Consider the following 16,788-nt stretch of genomic DNA (forward strand, 5'->3'; position numbering starts at 1 on the left):
TTTTTGGGGCTGCTGCGCACCCCAGCGGGAGCAAGCTCCCTCGCCACAATGGGGGGGGGAAATATGAGGAAATTGAACTGAGCAGAAAGATGGGCGGTGACTGCTAGCTTGAATTGATCTCTTATTCATTCACAGGAGCAGTGAGTTGCTTCAGAAGCCCAACTCTCATCTGTTGCGTCGTGGTCGCTATTCAGAAACAGGCCGTGCCTATTTGGTGACCGCAGTGGTTTACCAACGCCAGCCAGTATTTACTGACTTTTATCTGGGTCGGTTACTGGTGGCAGAACTCAAACAGGCCCATGACCTCGGCAGGGTTGCATCCCTCGCATGGGTCATCATGCCGGACCATTTCCATTGGCTGTTTGAGTTGCGGGGTGCATCGTTGTCCCAGGTTATGCAAAGGGTGAAATCAAGGAGTACGCTGGCGATCAATCGAGCCTGTGGTACACAGGGCGCTTTTTGGCAGAGCGGATACCATGACCGTGCAGCACGTGCCGAGGAAGACCTTATTCCCATCGCACGCTACATCATCGGTAACCCCTTGCGAGCGGGTTTGGTGGAGCGCATAGGCGACTACCCACTCTGGGACGCCACCTGGTTATGAAGGCCACAGGTGGATTGAATGATCATGCGCGGCAGCGGTCCGAATTTGGGTAAGCATCATTCATTGAAGGAGCACCCATGAAGTCAAAATCCCTGATCGCCTCGCTGCTGGTCGCTACCAGCCTGTCCACCGCCAGCTTCATCGTGCAAGCCGGTGATACCCCTCAGGAAACCGTGCAACCTTCGAACATCAACACCCGTGACCTGAAAGAAGGCGACCGTGCGCCCGACATCTTGATGCGCAAGGAGTCGGCCGTCAGTGACTGGAAGAAGCGCGGCCTCAAGCAGCCTGAAGAAGACAGCCAGTGGGCGCGGGTGGGCGATAGATTCGTGCTGCTCAAGACCACCAACGGCACCATTCTTGAGATCACCCCCGTCAAGAAATGACCTTGCATTTTTGCTCTGTTCCTGAGTTAAGGTAGCCGGCTGAAAGGCCGCGTTACCTTCAAGGAAAGAGAGCAGGATGCTTGCCACAATAAGAAACTACCCCCGCACCGTTAACCTGTTGCTGTCCGCCACGTTGCTGCTCACGCTGGCCAAGGCCATCACGTTTCCGTACCTGGTGATTTACCTCACCCGCCACTTCGCCCTCGATATCACCCAGGTCGGCCTGGTGATCGGCAGTTCGCTGATCGTTGGCTCGCTGCTCAGTGTGTACGGCGGTTTCCTCGTAGACCGCATCAACAGCTACCGGCTATTGCTGGCCTTAAGCGTGCTGTTTGTGCTGGGTTTTATCGGCACGGTACTGGCGCAGACTATCTGGGCGTTCTACAGCTGCCTGATTCTGATCAACCTGGCTTACGCGGTGATCGATATCGCCGTCAAAGCCGGCTTTGCCAGCCTGTTGCCGGAAGACGCACGCAGTGAAGTGTTTTCCATCAAGTACACCCTGACCAACATCGGTTATGCCGTCGGGCCTTTTTTCGGGGCGATGATTGCCAAGTGGGATATCAGCCTGCCGTTTATTCTGTCGGCGCTGTTGGGGGGCGGGTTTTTCCTGCTGTACTGGCGCTGGGGCGACCGTACCCTGGCCACCGTGGATGCCACGCAAAAACCGGTGCCATTCCTGGCCGTCGGCCGAGTGCTTTTAAGCGATCATCGCCTGGTGTGCTTTACCCTCGGCGGCGTGCTCAGTGCCGTTGTATTCGGCCAGTTCACTGCGTGGCTGTCGCAGTACCTGGTGACCACCACCACCGCTGAATACACCTACACCGTGGTCAGCGCCGTGCTGACCACCAACGCGGTGCTGGTGATTGCCTTGCAGTACGTGATTGGGCGGCGCATTTCGCACCGCTACCTGGGCCAGTGGCTGATCGCGGGGCTGGGCATGTTCATGCTGGGCATCGTTGGGTTCGCGCTGTCCACCAGCGTGTTGTGGTGGGTGCTGGCGATGGCGGTGTTCACGGTGGGCGAGATCATCGTGTTTCCGGCCGAGTACATGTTCATCGACCGGATCGCACCGGACCACCTGCGGGGCATGTATTACGGGGCACAGAACCTGTCCAATCTCGGTGCCGCGTTGGGGCCGGTGTTGTGTGGGCTGGTGCTGGCCAGCCTGCCGGCCCACTACATGTTCTACATGCTGGGGGCGTTCATCGTGGGGGGCGGGGTGTTCTATTTCATCGGGGCGTCGTTGAAGGCAAGTCATCCAGCGTGAGCTTGCCCATGGTGTTGCTCTGCAGTTCGTAGCGCAATTCTTCGACCATCTTTTCCACTTCTTGCGGGGTCTGCAGGCGGTTGGTGCTGATCCCGGTCACCACCAGATCCACACGGCCGGTTTGCGCGTCGTAGACCTTGAGGGTCAGGGACGCGTCCCGGCACAGGGTAAATTCACATGTCAGCGGCGACAGGCCTTCTTCGATGCAATTTCGCAGTTGAGAGAGGGTAAACATGCGGGTTCCTTCAGGCATAAGTTCGATGCTTAAAGGTTATGGCGTGCTTCCCGCAGCAATAAGGCGAATTCGCACTAAGTGCACTAGTGCATTTGCACTTTCTCGATCTATTTCTTGAGGCGCAATTCCCCGGCGAATAGCCCGCGTTCACGGGCCCAGACGATAGCCGCACTGCGGCTATGAACCCCCAATTTCGAGTATACCGTCGCCACATGGTTACGCACGGTATTGGGTGCCAGTTTCAGGCGTGAGGCGATCTCTTTGTCGGCCAGGCCTTCACAGATCAACCCCAGTACATCGCGTTCACGGGCCGTGAGGTCGGTAAAGGCGATATTCGGCTGGTTAGGGCTGTTGACGCTCTTGGCGTTGGCCAGTTTTTCGATCAATGTCTGGCTGAACCAGGAGGCGTCCTGCATCACTTCCTCGATGGCCGCCACCAACTCCAGCTCGGAGCGTTTGCGTTCGGTGATGTTCATCATCACCAGCAGGTAGCAAGGCACGTCCTCAATGACCACAGTGTCGGCGGACACCACACAGTCGATCACTTCGTTGCCTTTCTTGCGCACCTTGAGGTCCTGGCCGTCGAGGTTGCCGGCTTTTTCCAGGGTGGTGAACAACTGGTCGCAGGCAGAAGCGCTGTCGATAAAGTCGATGTCTTCGATGGACTTGCCGATCAATTCTTCACTGATGTACCCAGTGATGCTCATGAAGGCTTCGTTGATGTCGACCACCTGACGGTTGCCGGCGCTGCACACCAGGGTCGGCACGGGCGTCAGACGGAAGGATTTGGCGAAGCGCTCCTCACTCTGGCGTAGGGCGATTTCTGCCTTGCGTCGCGGCTCCAGGTCCATGAACGAAAACAGCATGCAATCCTCTTCGTTCATGTCCAAGGGTTGGCCGGCAACGATCACCAGTTTGCTGCCTCCCTCAGGCAGGCGCAGTTCGGCCTGCATCTGCGGGATGGTGGACCCTTCGCCCAGGCGCTGGATGGCCAGGTCCTTGCGCTCGGCCTGTTCCAGCACGTCCAGCTCATAGACGGATTTACCGATAACCTGGTCGCGGTTGTAGCCGGTCATCTCCAGGAAACCCTGGTTGACCTTGATATAACGCAAATCGCTCAGGCGACAGATCACCGCCGGGGCCGGGTTGGCGTTGAAGGTTTTTTCGAAGCGTTGTTCGGCGCTGGCCCACTCGGTGGCGTCGCTGAGGATCAGTACCAGCAACTCAGGTTCACCCTTGGCGTCAGTAATCACTAGGCTGCGCAGGCGATGGACCCAGGTTTTCTCTTCATCGGCGGTGGGCGTGACTTCCACCACTACGTCGCTGAATTCATCGCCCGCGGCGGCTCGGGCCAGGGGGTAGTTTTCCAGCTGCACGGGGTGGTTGTTGCGGTAGCGCAAGGCGAAACGCTTGGCATATTGCTGGCCATCGGCGCCTAGCCCCATCACGTCGCCCACGCCATGCATGGTGAGTGCCGCCTCGTTGGCCCAGAGAATGGTTTGATCGATCTCGGCCAGAATCACACCGTCGGACAGCCCGGAGATGATCTGCTGCAGTTGGCGACGGTTGGTTTCTTTGGCTAGAACGTCCTGGGTCATAGGTTCTCCGGGGATTTGGGCGCATGTGAAGTACGACACCCGCACCTCAGGATAGTGCAGAGGCAATCCGCAATACGGGGTGCGAATGCACCAGATGGCCTGGTGCATTTGAGCGGGGACGGCAAGCAGCCGTCTCGCCAGACTGAAACGGTCAATCACTGTCAAAGGATCGAACATGACCACTGTCTATGAAACCAACCGTTCGCTGTTTCGCGTGTCCTGGAGTTCCGTGCTGGCCGGTAGTGCAATCGCCCTGGTGACCTACTTGGTGCTGAGCGTGCTGGGCACCGCCATCGGCGCCAGCGCCGTCGACCCCATGCAAGCCGGCAACCCTTTGAGTGGGTTCGGCACGGGCGCCGGGATCTGGCTGTTTGTCTCGACCCTGGTAGCTGTTGGCCTCGGCGCCTTTGTGGCCGGCCGCACGGCCCCTGATCGCGGCGGCCTGCACGGCGTACTGACCTGGACCCTCACCACGCTGCTCACCACCTGGCTGCTGGCGGGCTTGGCCGCCAGTGTCGTCGGCACCGCCGGCAATGTGGTCGGTAAAGGCCTGTCGGCTGTCGGTAGCGGCATCGCGGCGGCAGCGCCGGGGATTGGCGACAGCGTCAAGCAGCAACTGAACGAGCAGGGCATCCAGTTGGATTGGAACAGCCTGCAAGGCGAGCTCGACACCTTGCTCAAGCAAAGCGGCAAGCCTGAGCTGGACCCGGCCAACGTCGAACAGAAAACCGATCAGGCCGCCGCCGATGGCAAACAGACTGCCACCGATGCGGCGACCCACCCCGCCCAAGCAACTGATCAGTTGAAGCAGTGGTTCGAACGCGTCAAGGCGTCCGGTGAACCTGCGTTGAATGCGGCGGATAAAGACGCGCTGGTCAACATCGTTGCTGCGCGTACGGGCAAGAGCAAAGAAGAAGCCACGCAGATCGTCGACAACTACGCCCAGGCTTATCAACAAGCCATGCAGAAGGTCGATGAACTGAAACAGCAGGCCGAGCAGAAAGCCCGTGAAGCCGGCGAAGTGGCCGCCAAACAGCTCTCCCGCGCGGCGTGGGGCACCTTGGCGATGTTGCTGCTGGGCGCAGCGTTGAGCTTCCTGGTGGGGCGCATGGCCCTGACCACGCGTCGAGTGCCGTTGGCTTAACGGGGTTTGCAGCAAGGACGCTGCTTTTCGCTGGCACCAAACATGCTAGTGTCAGCACTCCAACACCCACCGGCAGTGCCTGGCGATGCGTGATATCTACAGCGTCTTCAACTCCAATGGCGCCTATGAAACCGGGGCCCATGCCCATGACGAGTTCATGCTGATGGTGCCCGAGCACGGCTTGCTGCGCTTCAAGGACGAAGACAGCGGGCGCACCACTTCGGTGATCGAACGCCAGTTCGTGCTGGTGCCGCCGCAGTGCAGCCATTCCTCATCGTCACTCACGGCCAGCCAGGGCCACCTGGCGTTCTATGTCGACCCCGACTACATGCGCTACGCCCTGCGTGACCTGTCCGGCGATGCCAACCGCTTGCTGCGCGTGCCCACCCTGGGCATCTGGCAAACCTCGGCGCCGCTGCACCATTTGCTGCTGGCGAAAAAAGCCTTCAGTCAACCCGACCCCTATGTCGATCGCCGTCGCCAACTGGCCCAGGCCGATCACTTGCTGCTGCTCGAATGCCTGGCGGTTTCCCTCAGCCAACCGAGCCTGCAGCGCTCGTCCACCGAGCGTCACGGCGCGATGCTGGTGCGCGACGTGAAGGCCTATGTGGAAGGCAACCTCGAGCACGCGCCGGGGCTGGATGAGATTGCGGCGGTGTTCCATATGTCGCGTCGGCACCTGACCCGGCTGTTTGCGCTGCACACCGGTGAAACGGTGCTGGCCTACGTGCAACGGCTGCGTCTGGAGCGGGCACAGACCCTGTTGCGGCACACGCGCATGTCGGTGCTGGAGATTGCCAATAACGTCGGTTATGAATCGCCGTCGCACCTGGCCCATGTGTTTCGGCGGGTGCTGGGCGTGTCGCCGGATGAGTGGCGGCGCGGTTAACCTCAGACCTCCTATTCCCCTTGTCCCAATCCCGCGCATGATCCGGCCCGATCCCGTGCGCCACAAATCTGTCATCCGTTCATCCTCTGCTCACCAACAACAAACAAGTCCGGCGTACCGGACGAGGAGGGGCGGTGAGCGCAAAACCCTTTATCCGTTTTTCAGGCGTGCAAAAAAGCTTCAAAGTCGAGGGCCGCCAGTTTGTGGCCGTGCGCAATGTGTCGCTGGAGGTCCAGCGCGGCGAAATCATCACCCTGGTTGGCCCTTCGGGCTGTGGCAAGTCCACCTTGCTCAACATGACGGCCGGGCTGTTCGGCCCTACCGAGGGCGTGGTGCATTACGACGGCGCCGAGGTCAAAGGCGTCAACACCCGGGTCGGTTACATGACCCAGGCCGATCACCTGCTGCCGTGGCGCACGGTGGCGGGCAACATCGCGGTGCCGCTGCAGATTCGCCGCGTGCCCAAGGCCGAGATCGAGGCGAGGGTTGAGGAATTGATGGCGCTGGTCGGCCTCACCGGTTTCGGCGAGAGCTACCCCAACCAACTTTCCGGCGGCATGCGCAAACGCGCGGCCATGGCGCGCTTGATGGCCAGCGACCCGGAAACCCTGCTGATGGACGAACCCTTCGGCGCCCTCGACGCGCAGATGCGCCTGACCTTGCAGACCGAACTGCTGCGCCTGTGCCGCAAACTCAACAAGACCGTGCTGTTCGTCACTCATGACGTCGATGAAGCCATCGCCCTGGCCGACCGCTGCGTGGTGTTCGCCGGTCGCCCCGGCACCATCGACCATGTGCTCGATATCCCTCTGACCGGTGAACGCAACCTGGTGCAACTGCGCTCCGATCCACGCTACGTGGAACTCTGCGCCGAACTGTGGAAACGCCTGGCGCCCGACGTTGCCGGCGCCGCTGACCCTTCTTCATTGGCTCACTCGCTGGAGGTCGTATGATCCAGGTTTATCGCTTGCTGTTCCTGGTGTTTCTGATGCTGTTGTGGGAAGGCGTGTCGCGCTGGTTTGGCGTGGAATTCTTCATCAGCCGCCCTTCGGCCGTGGCCCAGAGCCTGTGGAAAATCCTGCTCAATGGGGTGTTTTTCTACCATGCCGGCATCACCACCCTGGAGGCGGTGCTGGGCTTTTTCTTCGGTTCCCTCGCGGGCTTGATTGCAGGCCTTGTATTGGGCCGTGCCAAATTGCTGGCTGACATCCTTGATCCGTTTTTGACCGCGTTCTACAGCCTGCCGAAAGTGGCGCTGGCGCCGCTGTTCATCCTCTGGTTCGGTATCGGTCTGCCGATGAAAGTCATCCTCACCGCCGCGGTGGTGTTCTTCCTGGTGTTCCTCAACACCTACAGCGGCGTGCGCAACGTGTCCCGCGAGCAACTGACCATCCTGCGCCTGATGGGCGCCAAGGAGCGCGACCTGCTGACCATGGTGGTGATTCCCTCAGCCTTCACCTGGGTGTTCACCGGCCTGCGGTTGTCGGTGCCCTATGCGCTGATTGGCGCGCTGGTGGGCGAGATCATCGCGGCCAATCGTGGCCTGGGTTATCTGCTGTCGGATGCGGCCTCGCAGTTCGACACCGCCGGCGTGTTTGCCGCACTGGTGGGGATCATTGCCCTGGCGCTGATCCTGAACACGGCGGTGAAGCTGGCTGAAAGCAAGCTGATGCCGTGGAAAGCCAATGAAGCGGAACGTGAAGTCGCGGTTTAACCCCCTCTGGTTTGGAGCTTGATTATGCTTAAGCGTCTTGTGATTGCCGGTCTGTTGTGCGTTGCCTTCCTGCCCGCCGCCCAGGCCCAGGACCTCACCAAGGTCACCCTGGCGTTCCCCAGCGAAGGCTTTCTGTATGTGCCGATCTACGTCGCGCAGAAGCAGGGCTACTTCGCCGAAGAAGGCCTGAATGTTGAAGTGATCGTGTTTCAAAAGGGCGGCTCGGCGGCGTTGACGGCCGTGCTCGGCCGCGATGCCGATGCCTACGTCGGCCTGCCTGCAGTGGCAGTGCGCGCGCGGTCCAAGGGTCAGAACGTGCAGGCGTTTGCCGCCGTGCAGACCCAATTCGGCAGCACCGTGGTGATCGATGGCGAGTCGGCGCGCAAGGCTGGGGTGTCGGCCGCGTCGCCCATTTCGGCGCGTGCCCAAGCCCTCAAAGGCTTGAAGATCGGCGTGACCGGCCCCGGCAGCACCACCGATATGTTGGTGCGCTACCTGGCCAAGGACGCCGGCCTGAACCCGGACAAGGACTTCACCATCATGCCCATCGGCGGCGCGCCGAACATGCTGGCAGCGTTTTCCCAGGGCAGCATCAACGGCTTCTCGCTGTCGCCGCCCACCGTCACCACGGCGGCGCAGCAGGGCGGGTTTGTGTTGATGGACCTGGCCAAGGGCGAATACAAACCGTTGGACGGCTTCCTGTTCACCGCGATGATCGCCCGCGAGGACTGGTTGAGCAGCAACAAGGCCACCGCCGAGAAACTGGTGCGCGCTATCTGGAAAGCCGAACACTTGATCGCCAGTGAACCGGACAAGGCCCGCGAGTCGGTGCGCCCGTACTTCGCCCACACCGATGCGGCGATCTTCGACGCCGCCTGGACGGCTTCGTTGCCGTCCTATCCGGCCACGCCACGGATCGAAAAAGACGGCGTCGAGAAGAACATCAGCTTCATGAACGCCGTCGAGAATGATCCCGTGACACTCGACCCGCAGCAGGTCTACACCAACACCATCGTCGACGCCGTGGCGCCGACTGTTTCCACCCTCAAGGGAGAGGCAAAATGACGCCCGAGGTTCATCTGGTCAATGTCTTTCCCGCCACCGCGCGTGGCGGCAACCCGGCGCCCACCGTGGCGCTGGCCGACGGCATGAGTGATGCCGATATGCAGCAAGTCGCCCGCGATTACGGTCATGAATGCGGCTTTGTGTTTGCCGCACCGGCCGGCAGCGATTTCGATTTTGCCCTGCGTTTCTGGGTGCCCAACCATGAGATGGAAATGTGCGGCCATGCCACCGTCGGCGCCATTTGGCTGCTGGATCAATTGGGCATGCTGCACAAGGAGCGCCTGGCACTGTGGACGTTGAGCGGGCGGGTTGATGCCCAGATCGCCAATGCGGGCACTGCGCAGATCCAAGTGGAAATCAGCCAACCCAAGGGGCACGTTGAAACCTTGAGCGATCCGCAGGTTGAGGCCGAGATTCTATCGGTGCTGGGCATTACCTCCAACGAACTGGCGCCGTTGCCGATCCAGAACGCCCGCACCAGCCGCGTCAAAACGCTGGTTGCGCTGAAAAGCGTGGCGGTGCTGGACAGCCTCAAGCCGGACTTCCGCCGCATGGAGCAACTGTGTGAGCGCATCGGCTCTACCGGGTTGTATCCCTACGCGCCGTCGGACCTTGAAGGCCGCCAGTTTGATGCGCGGCAGTTCCCCAAGTCTTCGGGTTACCCGGAAGACGCCGCCACCGGTATCGCGGCGGCAGCCTTGTCCTTTGGCCTGTTGGAAAACGGCTTGGTGACTGCTGACGATCGTCCGGTGTACATCCGCCAAGGCCGCGCGATGGGCCGGCCTTCGCAGATTTCGCTGCGCTTTCGTCACGATGCGGCAGGGCAGGTGCAGGGGTGCTGGTTGGGTGGGCATGTGGAATTTGTCGAGGTGCCCGCATGAGTATTCGCGAACGTATCGCCGCCTTGGGCTTGCAACTGCCCGAGGCGCCAGGCCCCAAGGGTGACTATGTGCCGGTGACGATTCATGCGGGGGTGGCCTATGTGAGTGGGCAAGTGTGCCGACTGGGCGATGGCGTGATCAGCGGGCCGGTGACGGACCAGACCTCGCCCGCGCGGGTGACACAAGCTGGTCAAACCTGTGCGCTGCGTGCCTTGAGCGTGCTGGATCAGGCGGTGGGGTTGGAGAACGTCGAGCGCATTCTGTTTGTGCGTGGCTTTGTGTATGGCGGCGAGGGTTTCCAGAGCTATTCCAAAGTGGTCGACGGCGCTTCCCAGGTGCTGATTGATGTGTTCGGTGAGCAGGGCCGGCATGCGAGGTCGGCGGTGGGCGTGGCGGGGTTGCCCAGCAGCGGCATGCTGGAATTGGAGGTCACCGCCGTTATCAAAACGACTGGATGACAGATCGGCACTCACCTCAATGAGCGCGTAAAATGCCGGTCTTTTTACGCGTATCTCGCAAAGGTGCCCCTTGAGCGCAGGCAAAGCCGTCGGACTGTTACTACTCACTTCCCTGTTGGCGGCGTGCGGCACCTCGCCGCCACGCACGCCCAATGACCTCTGCGGCATCTTCCGCGAAAAGGACGACTGGTACGACGCCGCCAAAGTCACGCAAAAACGCTGGGGCGTGCCGATCCAGGTGCCGTTCGCCATCATGTATCAGGAGTCCGGCTTCCACCAGGACGCCCTGGCTCCCCGCAAATACCTGCTGTGGATCATCCCCTGGGGCCGCGTCTCCACCGCCGCCGGCTACGCCCAGGCCAAGGACGAAGTGTGGAACGACTACCGCAAGAGCACCGGCCGCAGCGGCGCCAGTCGCCAGGACTTCGACGACGCCATCGACTTTGTCGGTTGGTACATGGACAAGACCTACACCGTCAACGGCGTCTACAAATACGACGCGTATGGCCAGTACCTGAACTACCACGAAGGCTGGGGCGGCTACCGCCAACGCACCTACGCCGCCAAGGCCTGGCTGCCGCCGGTGGCGAGCAAGGTGCAGGCGCGGTCACAGTTGTATGCGGCGCAGTATGCGCGGTGCAAGGATGATTTGGGGCGGGGGTTTTGGAGTCGGTTTTGGCGGTGGTTGTGATGCAGTGATTTAACCCTTGTGGTGAGTATGCTTGTGTGGCGAGCGGGGCAAGCCCGCTCGCCACAGGGGTTAGCTCGGCTGCATACACTCCAGCGACCGATCCACCATCACACTGGCCATGTCCACCAGGTGCATGACCGACAGCACCAGCGTGCGTGAAGTCCCTTCCAGTTGATCCCCGGCCGTTTGCGCCGCAACGGCGGCACAACGCAACACGCTGCTGGCGTGGGCCAGGGCGTCTTCGAAGCTGAGGTCTGGGGTGGTGGTGAAGAATTGCAGTTCTGAAGCGGGTGGCGCGGGGACAGGTTTGTCCATGGGTTCAACTCCTAATCTAAGTTGGAATGTCACCACCATCGCTACCAAACGACTTTTAGGGTGGTGACCGTACGCAGATTGGTAGACCGGTGATTAGGACCCGGTGCACCCGAAGGTGCCCTGCGCACGGCCACCATAACGCAGGGCCGAAAAAAAGCGCCTTGCAGAAGGGGGCGCTTAGCGCCTAATCACTCGTGGTCTACCAAACCCCGAATCACTGAATGGGCAGTGACCGACGAAGACTAGCCACGTGATTTGAGCGGCGCAAGCGGTTGGGATTCTCTCGGAAACGTCCTGCGAGATAAAGGGAAATGTCATCGCAGCGACTCTTCCTACACTTGCCAAACCTACCCAATTCTGGGAAAACCCCACCCTTTGTACCGTCAACGAGCGCCCTATGAACCCCGAAGAACTCCAAATCACCGACATCCGCCCCGGCACCGGCAAAGCCGTGGTCAAAGGCGCGCTGATCACCACCCAATACACTGGCACCCTGGAAGATGGCACGGTGTTCGATTCCTCCTGGGAGCGCGGCAAGCCGTTCCAGTGTGTGATCGGCACCGGGCGTGTGATCAAGGGCTGGGACCAGGGGTTGATGGGCATGCAGGTGGGCGGTGTGCGCACGCTGTTTGTGCCGGCGCATCTGGCCTATGGCGAGCGGTCGATGGGGGCGCATATCAAGCCCAACAGCAATCTGCGTTTTGAGATTGAGTTGCTGGAAGTGCTGACGCGGGACGATTGAGCGCTTCCTGAACCCACCCTGAAGAATCCTCTTATTCCCCATACGGAAACTTTCCTACGGTTTACTCTCTGATCATCGGGGCGTAAGCTTCGCGCGTTTTCATCAATAGCGGAGACCCTCAGTGGGTACTTGTTCGAGTGACAGTAGTCGGCCGGTTTCGGTAACCGGCACAGGCTTGGCAAGGTAACGCGCATTTTTCCGGTGCCGTTGTCTCGCCACTAAAAGCGAGAAGCGGCATCCCGGCAGTGGCCAGTCCTGGCGCCTGCCCGAATCCCTCTCATCGACGCTGACCAGCACCCGGCTCACCTCGGGATGCTACGGACGCGCCTGTCTTTTACGACAGGCGGGCCTAGCTGGCTGTGCCTATAAAACAGGCGCGGTGCAGACGGCGGTACCTGCACGACGGTTTTTTCCTCGCGCAGGAGTAACACCATGAACCTGACTCTGTTGAAAGAGTTCTTTGCCGGCTTCCTGCGGACCCGGCACATCGCCCGGCATTTCCGTCGCCTGGCGATGCTCGACACCGTGACTGACGCCAGCGTCAGCCGCGAAGTGCCGCCGACCCTGGCGCAAACCCTGGTGGTCTCGGCCAACAGCAGTGCCGTGCAATTGCTCGGCACCCTGGGCAGCCATTCCGAGGGTTTGACCACTCAGGAAGCCGACGCCTTGCGCGTGCAATACGGCCTCAACGAAGTCGAGCATGAGCAGCCGCTGCCGTGGTGGGTGCACCTGTGGCACTGCTACAAAAACCCGTTCAACCTGCTGCTGACGTTGCTGGCGGTGATCTCCTGGCTGACCGAGGACATGAAGGCCGCCACGGTGATTTTCTCCATGGTGGTGCTGTCGACGCTGTTGCGTTTCTGGCAGGAGGCCAAGTCCAACAAGGCCGCCGATGCGCTGAAAGCCATGGTGAGCAACACCGCCACGGTACTGCGCCGCGATGAAGCCAAGCGCATCGAACTGCCGATCAAACAGTTGGTGCCGGGCGACCTGATCGTGCTGTCCGCTGGGGACATGATCCCCGCCGATTGCCGCGTGCTCAGCGCCAAGGACCTGTTCGTCAGCCAGGCGGCGATGACCGGTGAATCGATGCCGGTGGAGAAGTTCGCCCAGCAGCAAGACGCCAAGACCCGCAACCCGCTGGACCTGGAGAACATCCTGTTCATGGGCACCAATGTGGTGTCCGGCGCGGCGACGGCGGTGATTCTGACCACCGGCAACAGCACCTACTTCGGCGCCCTGGCCCTGCGCGTGACCGCGACTGACCGGGCGACCACCTCGTTCCAGCATGGCGTCAACAAGGTCAGCTGGTTGCTGATCCGCTTCATGTTCGTGATGGCGCCGCTGGTGCTGTTCATCAACGGTTTCACCAAGGGCGACTGGACCGAAGCACTGTTGTTCGCGCTGTCGATTGCCGTGGGCCTGACCCCGGAAATGCTACCGATGATCGTCACCTCCACCCTGGCCAAGGGCGCGGTGTTTCTGTCGCGCAAGAAAGTCATCGTCAAGCGCCTGGATGCGATCCAGAACTTCGGCGCCATGGACGTGCTGTGCACCGACAAGACCGGCACCCTGACCCAGGACAAAATCTTCCTGGCGCGCCATGTGGACGTGTGGGGCGCCGAATCCGATGACGTACTGGAAATGGCCTACCTCAACAGCTACTACCAGACCGGCCTGAAAAACCTGCTGGATGTGGCGGTGCTGGAGCATGTGGAGGTGCACCGCGAGCTGAAAGTCGGCACGGCGTTCCAGAAGGTCGATGAAATTCCGTTCGACTTCAACCGTCGGCGCATGTCCGTCGTCGTCGCCGAGCACGACCAGCCGCACCTGTTGATCTGCAAGGGCGCCGTGGAAGAGATTCTGTCGGTGTGCAACAACGTGCGCCATGGCGACGTCAACGAAGCGCTGACCGACGACCTGCTGGCGCGTATCCGTCAGGTCACCGCCGCGTTCAACGAAGAAGGCCTGCGCGTAGTCGCCGTGGCCGCGCAGCCGATGGCGCCGGGGCGCGATACCTACAGCCTGGCGGATGAGAATAACCTCACGCTGATCGGTTACGTCGCGTTCCTCGACCCACCCAAGGAAAGTACTGCACCTGCGCTCAAGGCCCTCAAAGCCCATGGCGTGGCAGTGAAAGTGCTGACCGGCGACAACGAACTGGTCACGGCCAAGATCTGCCGCGAAGTGGGCCTGGAGCAACAGGGCCTGCTGATGGGCAACGACATTGAGGCCATGACCGATGCCGAATTGGCGAAGGCCGTGGAAACCACCAATGTGTTCGCCAAGCTCACCCCGAGCCACAAGGAGCGCATCGTGCGCTTGCTCAAGGCCAACGGGCATGTGGTCGGCTTCATGGGCGATGGCATCAACGACGCGCCAGCATTGCGTACAGCTGATATCGGCATTTCGGTGGACAGCGCTGTGGATATCGCCAAGGAAGCCGCCGACATCATCCTGCTGGAAAAGAGCCTGATGATCCTGGAGGAGGGCGTGCTGGAAGGCCGGCGCACCTTCGCCAACATGCTCAAGTACATCAAGATGACCGCCAGTTCCAACTTCGGCAACGTCTTCTCGGTGCTGGTGGCCAGTGCGTTCATCCCGTTCCTGCCGATGCTGCCGATGCATTTGCTGGTGCAGAACCTGCTGTATGACATTTCGCAGATTGCGATTCCGTTCGATAACGTCGACGACGAGATGCTGAGCAAACCGCAACGCTGGCAACCGGGAGATGTCGGCCGTTTCATGCTGTTTTTCGGGCCGATCAGTTCGATCTTTGACATCACCACGTTCGCACTCATGTGGTATGTCTTCGATGCCAATACGCCTGACCACCAGACCCTGTTCCAGTCCGGCTGGTTCGTGGTGGGGCTGCTGACCCAGACGCTGATTGTGCACATGATCCGTACCCCGAAAATCCCGTTCCTGCAAAGCCGTGCGGCGATGCCGTTGATGGTGATGACCGGCGTGATCATGGCCGTGGGGATTTTCCTGCCGATGGGGCCGCTGGCGCATTACTTCAAGTTGCAGGCGCTGCCGTCGCTGTACTTCGTGTTCCTGCCGGTGATCCTGCTGGCGTACATGGCACTGACCCAGGCGGTGAAGGGCTACTACATCCGTAAGTTTGGCTGGCAATGAACAGGGAAGATTTCCTATGCAAGCAATTAACAACATCAACCTTGAATCCCTGGTCGACACCCTGGTCAGCCTCACTGCGGCCTTTATTCTCGGTGGTTTGATCGGTTTCGAACGCCAGTACCGTCAACGCACGGCGGGCCTGCGCACCAATGTGCTGGTGGCGGTGGGTGCGGCGATTTTCGTCGACATGGCCAGCCGGCTCGGCGGCGCGGAAGGCGCGGTGCGGGTGGTGGCGTATGTGGTTTCGGGCATCGGCTTTCTCGGTGCCGGTGTGATCATGCGCGAAGAGGGCAACGTGCGTGGGCTCAACACGGCGGCCACGCTCTGGGCGTCGGCGGCGGTGGGCGCCTGCGCGGGGGCCGACCTGGTGCTTGAGGCGCTGTTGGGCACGCTGTTTGTGCTGGCGGCCAACACCTTGCTGCGACCGATCGTCAACAACATCAACCGCCAGCCGTTGGACGTGGTGTCGGCAGAGGTCACCAACATCCTCTATGTGATCGCCCGGCGTACCCAGCAGAAAGCCGTACTGGCCTTGCTGGAAGCGGAGCTGGCACGTTGCAACTATCCAGCCAGCGATGTGGACGTGCGCCCCTTCGGCACGGAAGAAGTGGAGATCGAAGCCACCCTGGCCGTGACGTCCGTGGACGGCGACGAGCTGGACGCGCTGGTGGCGCGAATCTCGATGTCGACCCTGGTGGTGCAAGCGTTCTGGAGTCCAAGTACCACCGAGTAGTCCCCGGCTGTAAGGCGTTGTCCCGCGCGAAGCAGACTATGCTGTTACCAGGAAAAGTCCTACAAACAATCGAGATTATCCCTTCATTTGATAAGCCACACCGTTGTTAAGGTTGCGCCCTTGCGCCTCAGGAACCAGGGCGCAGCTCAACGTTTTGACCGTGCTTTATCAAAAGGAGGGGTCTGTACTGCCTGAAGTGTCATGCGGAGTAATCAGCACCGTTTGTCGGAACTGTTACTTTTCACAGGTAGATAGGTCCCGTGTGATATGTAAGCGTACTGATCCCTCGGGGAGTCTTATGAGCAAAGCTTTAATTGTGGATGATCACCCTTTTATCCGTGCCACCGTGAAGTACCTGTTGAAGCAAGAAGGCTTTGATGAAATCTATGAAGCGGGCAACGGCGCCGACGCCATGCAGTGCGCGCGTGAGCAGCGCCCGGACCTCATCATCCTCGACTTGGCCATGCCCAAACTCGGCGGGCTGGAGGTGATCAGCCGGATCAAGGCTCTGGAACTGCCTTGCAAGATTCTGGTGCTGACCTCCTACCTGGCGGTGTTCTTCTCCACCCGTTGCATGCGCGCCGGGGCCATGGGCTTTGTGGCCAAGACGGGTGAGCTGGACGAGTTGCAAAAGGCGATCCGGGCGATCCGCTCCGGCTACAGCTGCTTCCCCAGCGTGGCCACCAGTTCAGTGCGCCGTGACGATATACAGACTACCGAGCAAGAACTGGTCGACGCGCTGTCGGACCGCGAGCTGACTGTGTTGCAAAAACTGGCCCTGGGCCTGGGCAACAAGGAAATCGCCGAGGATATGCTGTTGAGCCACAAAACCATCAGTACCTACAAGACGCGACTCAAGGAAAAGCTGCGCATGTCTTCGGTGGTGCACTTGTCCAAGTTCGCCCAGCGCAATCATCTGATCTGA

The 16,788-nt window shown here is 60.6% G+C and carries 18 protein-coding genes; 15 read left to right on the forward strand and 3 right to left on the reverse strand.

Annotation, left to right across the window (positions count from 1 at the left end; translation table 11 throughout):
* Nucleotides 1–145 precede the first annotated feature (145 nt).
* The 3 genes from HX823_RS25280 to HX823_RS25290 all read left to right on the forward strand — a co-directional run bounded on the left by HX823_RS25280 (nt 146) and on the right by HX823_RS25290 (nt 2,260).
* Nucleotides 146–604 carry a transposase gene (locus HX823_RS25280; protein ID WP_177077191.1) on the forward strand — a complete coding sequence of 153 codons (459 nt, stop codon included), beginning with the start codon at nt 146–148 and terminating at the stop codon, nt 602–604.
* Between the two features lie 77 nt (nt 605–681).
* Nucleotides 682–990 carry an RcnB family protein gene (locus HX823_RS25285; RefSeq protein ID WP_033902066.1) on the forward strand — a complete coding sequence of 103 codons (309 nt, stop codon included), beginning with the start codon at nt 682–684 and terminating at the stop codon, nt 988–990.
* Nucleotides 991–1,066: 76 nt separating this feature from the next.
* Nucleotides 1,067–2,260, forward strand: a complete 1,194-nt coding sequence (locus HX823_RS25290; protein WP_177077193.1) for an MFS transporter — start codon at nt 1,067–1,069, stop codon at nt 2,258–2,260.
* On the opposite strand, the gene HX823_RS25295 is transcribed toward HX823_RS25290, so the two are convergent.
* On the reverse strand, nt 2,223–2,495 hold the full coding sequence (locus tag HX823_RS25295; protein ID WP_177077195.1) for a DUF1652 domain-containing protein: 273 nt from the start codon (nt 2,493–2,495) through the stop codon (nt 2,223–2,225). The genes HX823_RS25290 and HX823_RS25295 overlap by 38 nt on opposite strands.
* Before the next feature lie 107 nt (nt 2,496–2,602).
* Nucleotides 2,603–4,093 (reverse strand): PAS domain S-box protein, encoded by a 1,491-nt coding sequence (locus HX823_RS25300; protein WP_177077197.1) that lies wholly within the window; start codon nt 4,091–4,093, stop codon nt 2,603–2,605.
* A gap of 175 nt (nt 4,094–4,268) precedes the next feature.
* Here HX823_RS25300 and HX823_RS25305 point away from each other — a divergent pair, with 175 nt between their 5' ends.
* The 8 genes from HX823_RS25305 to HX823_RS25340 all read left to right on the forward strand — a co-directional run bounded on the left by HX823_RS25305 (nt 4,269) and on the right by HX823_RS25340 (nt 10,935).
* Entirely contained in the window at nt 4,269–5,237 is a 969-nt protein-coding gene (locus tag HX823_RS25305; RefSeq protein WP_177077199.1) for a hypothetical protein, read from the forward strand.
* Between the two features lie 85 nt (nt 5,238–5,322).
* On the forward strand, nt 5,323–6,126 hold the full coding sequence (locus HX823_RS25310) for an AraC family transcriptional regulator (RefSeq protein ID WP_033902075.1): 804 nt from the start codon (nt 5,323–5,325) through the stop codon (nt 6,124–6,126).
* A 134-nt stretch (nt 6,127–6,260) separates the two neighbouring features.
* Nucleotides 6,261–7,079, forward strand: coding sequence for an ABC transporter ATP-binding protein (locus HX823_RS25315; RefSeq protein ID WP_016976715.1), 819 nt, complete (start codon nt 6,261–6,263; stop codon nt 7,077–7,079).
* On the forward strand, nt 7,076–7,840 hold the full coding sequence (locus HX823_RS25320; protein ID WP_016976714.1) for an ABC transporter permease: 765 nt from the start codon (nt 7,076–7,078) through the stop codon (nt 7,838–7,840). The genes HX823_RS25315 and HX823_RS25320 overlap by 4 nt, the downstream gene beginning before the upstream one ends.
* 24 nt (nt 7,841–7,864) lie before the next feature.
* Complete coding sequence (locus tag HX823_RS25325) at nt 7,865–8,905, forward strand: ABC transporter substrate-binding protein (RefSeq protein WP_177077201.1); 1,041 nt, start codon at nt 7,865–7,867, stop codon at nt 8,903–8,905.
* The gene (locus tag HX823_RS25330; protein ID WP_177077203.1) at nt 8,902–9,786 is read left to right on the forward strand and encodes a PhzF family phenazine biosynthesis protein; all 885 of its coding nucleotides are present in this window, start codon (nt 8,902–8,904) and stop codon (nt 9,784–9,786) included. The genes HX823_RS25325 and HX823_RS25330 overlap by 4 nt, the downstream gene beginning before the upstream one ends.
* Nucleotides 9,783–10,244 (forward strand): RidA family protein, encoded by a 462-nt coding sequence (locus tag HX823_RS25335; protein ID WP_177077205.1) that lies wholly within the window; start codon nt 9,783–9,785, stop codon nt 10,242–10,244. Before HX823_RS25330 ends, HX823_RS25335 begins: the two co-directional genes overlap by 4 nt.
* A 70-nt stretch (nt 10,245–10,314) precedes the next feature.
* On the forward strand, nt 10,315–10,935 hold the full coding sequence (locus HX823_RS25340) for a lipoprotein (protein ID WP_033902081.1): 621 nt from the start codon (nt 10,315–10,317) through the stop codon (nt 10,933–10,935).
* 69 nt (nt 10,936–11,004) lie between these two features.
* On the opposite strand, the gene HX823_RS25345 is transcribed toward HX823_RS25340, so the two are convergent.
* Complete coding sequence (locus HX823_RS25345) at nt 11,005–11,250, reverse strand: DUF6124 family protein (protein ID WP_016976709.1); 246 nt, start codon at nt 11,248–11,250, stop codon at nt 11,005–11,007.
* Between the two features lie 397 nt (nt 11,251–11,647).
* Here HX823_RS25345 and HX823_RS25350 point away from each other — a divergent pair, with 397 nt between their 5' ends.
* The 4 genes from HX823_RS25350 to HX823_RS25365 all read left to right on the forward strand — a co-directional run bounded on the left by HX823_RS25350 (nt 11,648) and on the right by HX823_RS25365 (nt 16,788).
* Nucleotides 11,648–11,992 (forward strand): FKBP-type peptidyl-prolyl cis-trans isomerase, encoded by a 345-nt coding sequence (locus HX823_RS25350; protein WP_033902084.1) that lies wholly within the window; start codon nt 11,648–11,650, stop codon nt 11,990–11,992.
* Between the two features lie 432 nt (nt 11,993–12,424).
* Entirely contained in the window at nt 12,425–15,130 is a 2,706-nt protein-coding gene (gene mgtA, locus HX823_RS25355) for a magnesium-translocating P-type ATPase (protein WP_177077207.1), read from the forward strand.
* Between the two features lie 16 nt (nt 15,131–15,146).
* Complete coding sequence (locus HX823_RS25360; protein ID WP_033902087.1) at nt 15,147–15,863, forward strand: MgtC/SapB family protein; 717 nt, start codon at nt 15,147–15,149, stop codon at nt 15,861–15,863.
* A gap of 298 nt (nt 15,864–16,161) precedes the next feature.
* Complete coding sequence (locus HX823_RS25365) at nt 16,162–16,788, forward strand: response regulator transcription factor (RefSeq protein ID WP_033902088.1); 627 nt, start codon at nt 16,162–16,164, stop codon at nt 16,786–16,788.

This window comes from Pseudomonas sp. P7759, assembly GCF_013386445.1.
GTDB lineage: Bacteria > Pseudomonadota > Gammaproteobacteria > Pseudomonadales > Pseudomonadaceae > Aquipseudomonas > Aquipseudomonas azotoformans_A.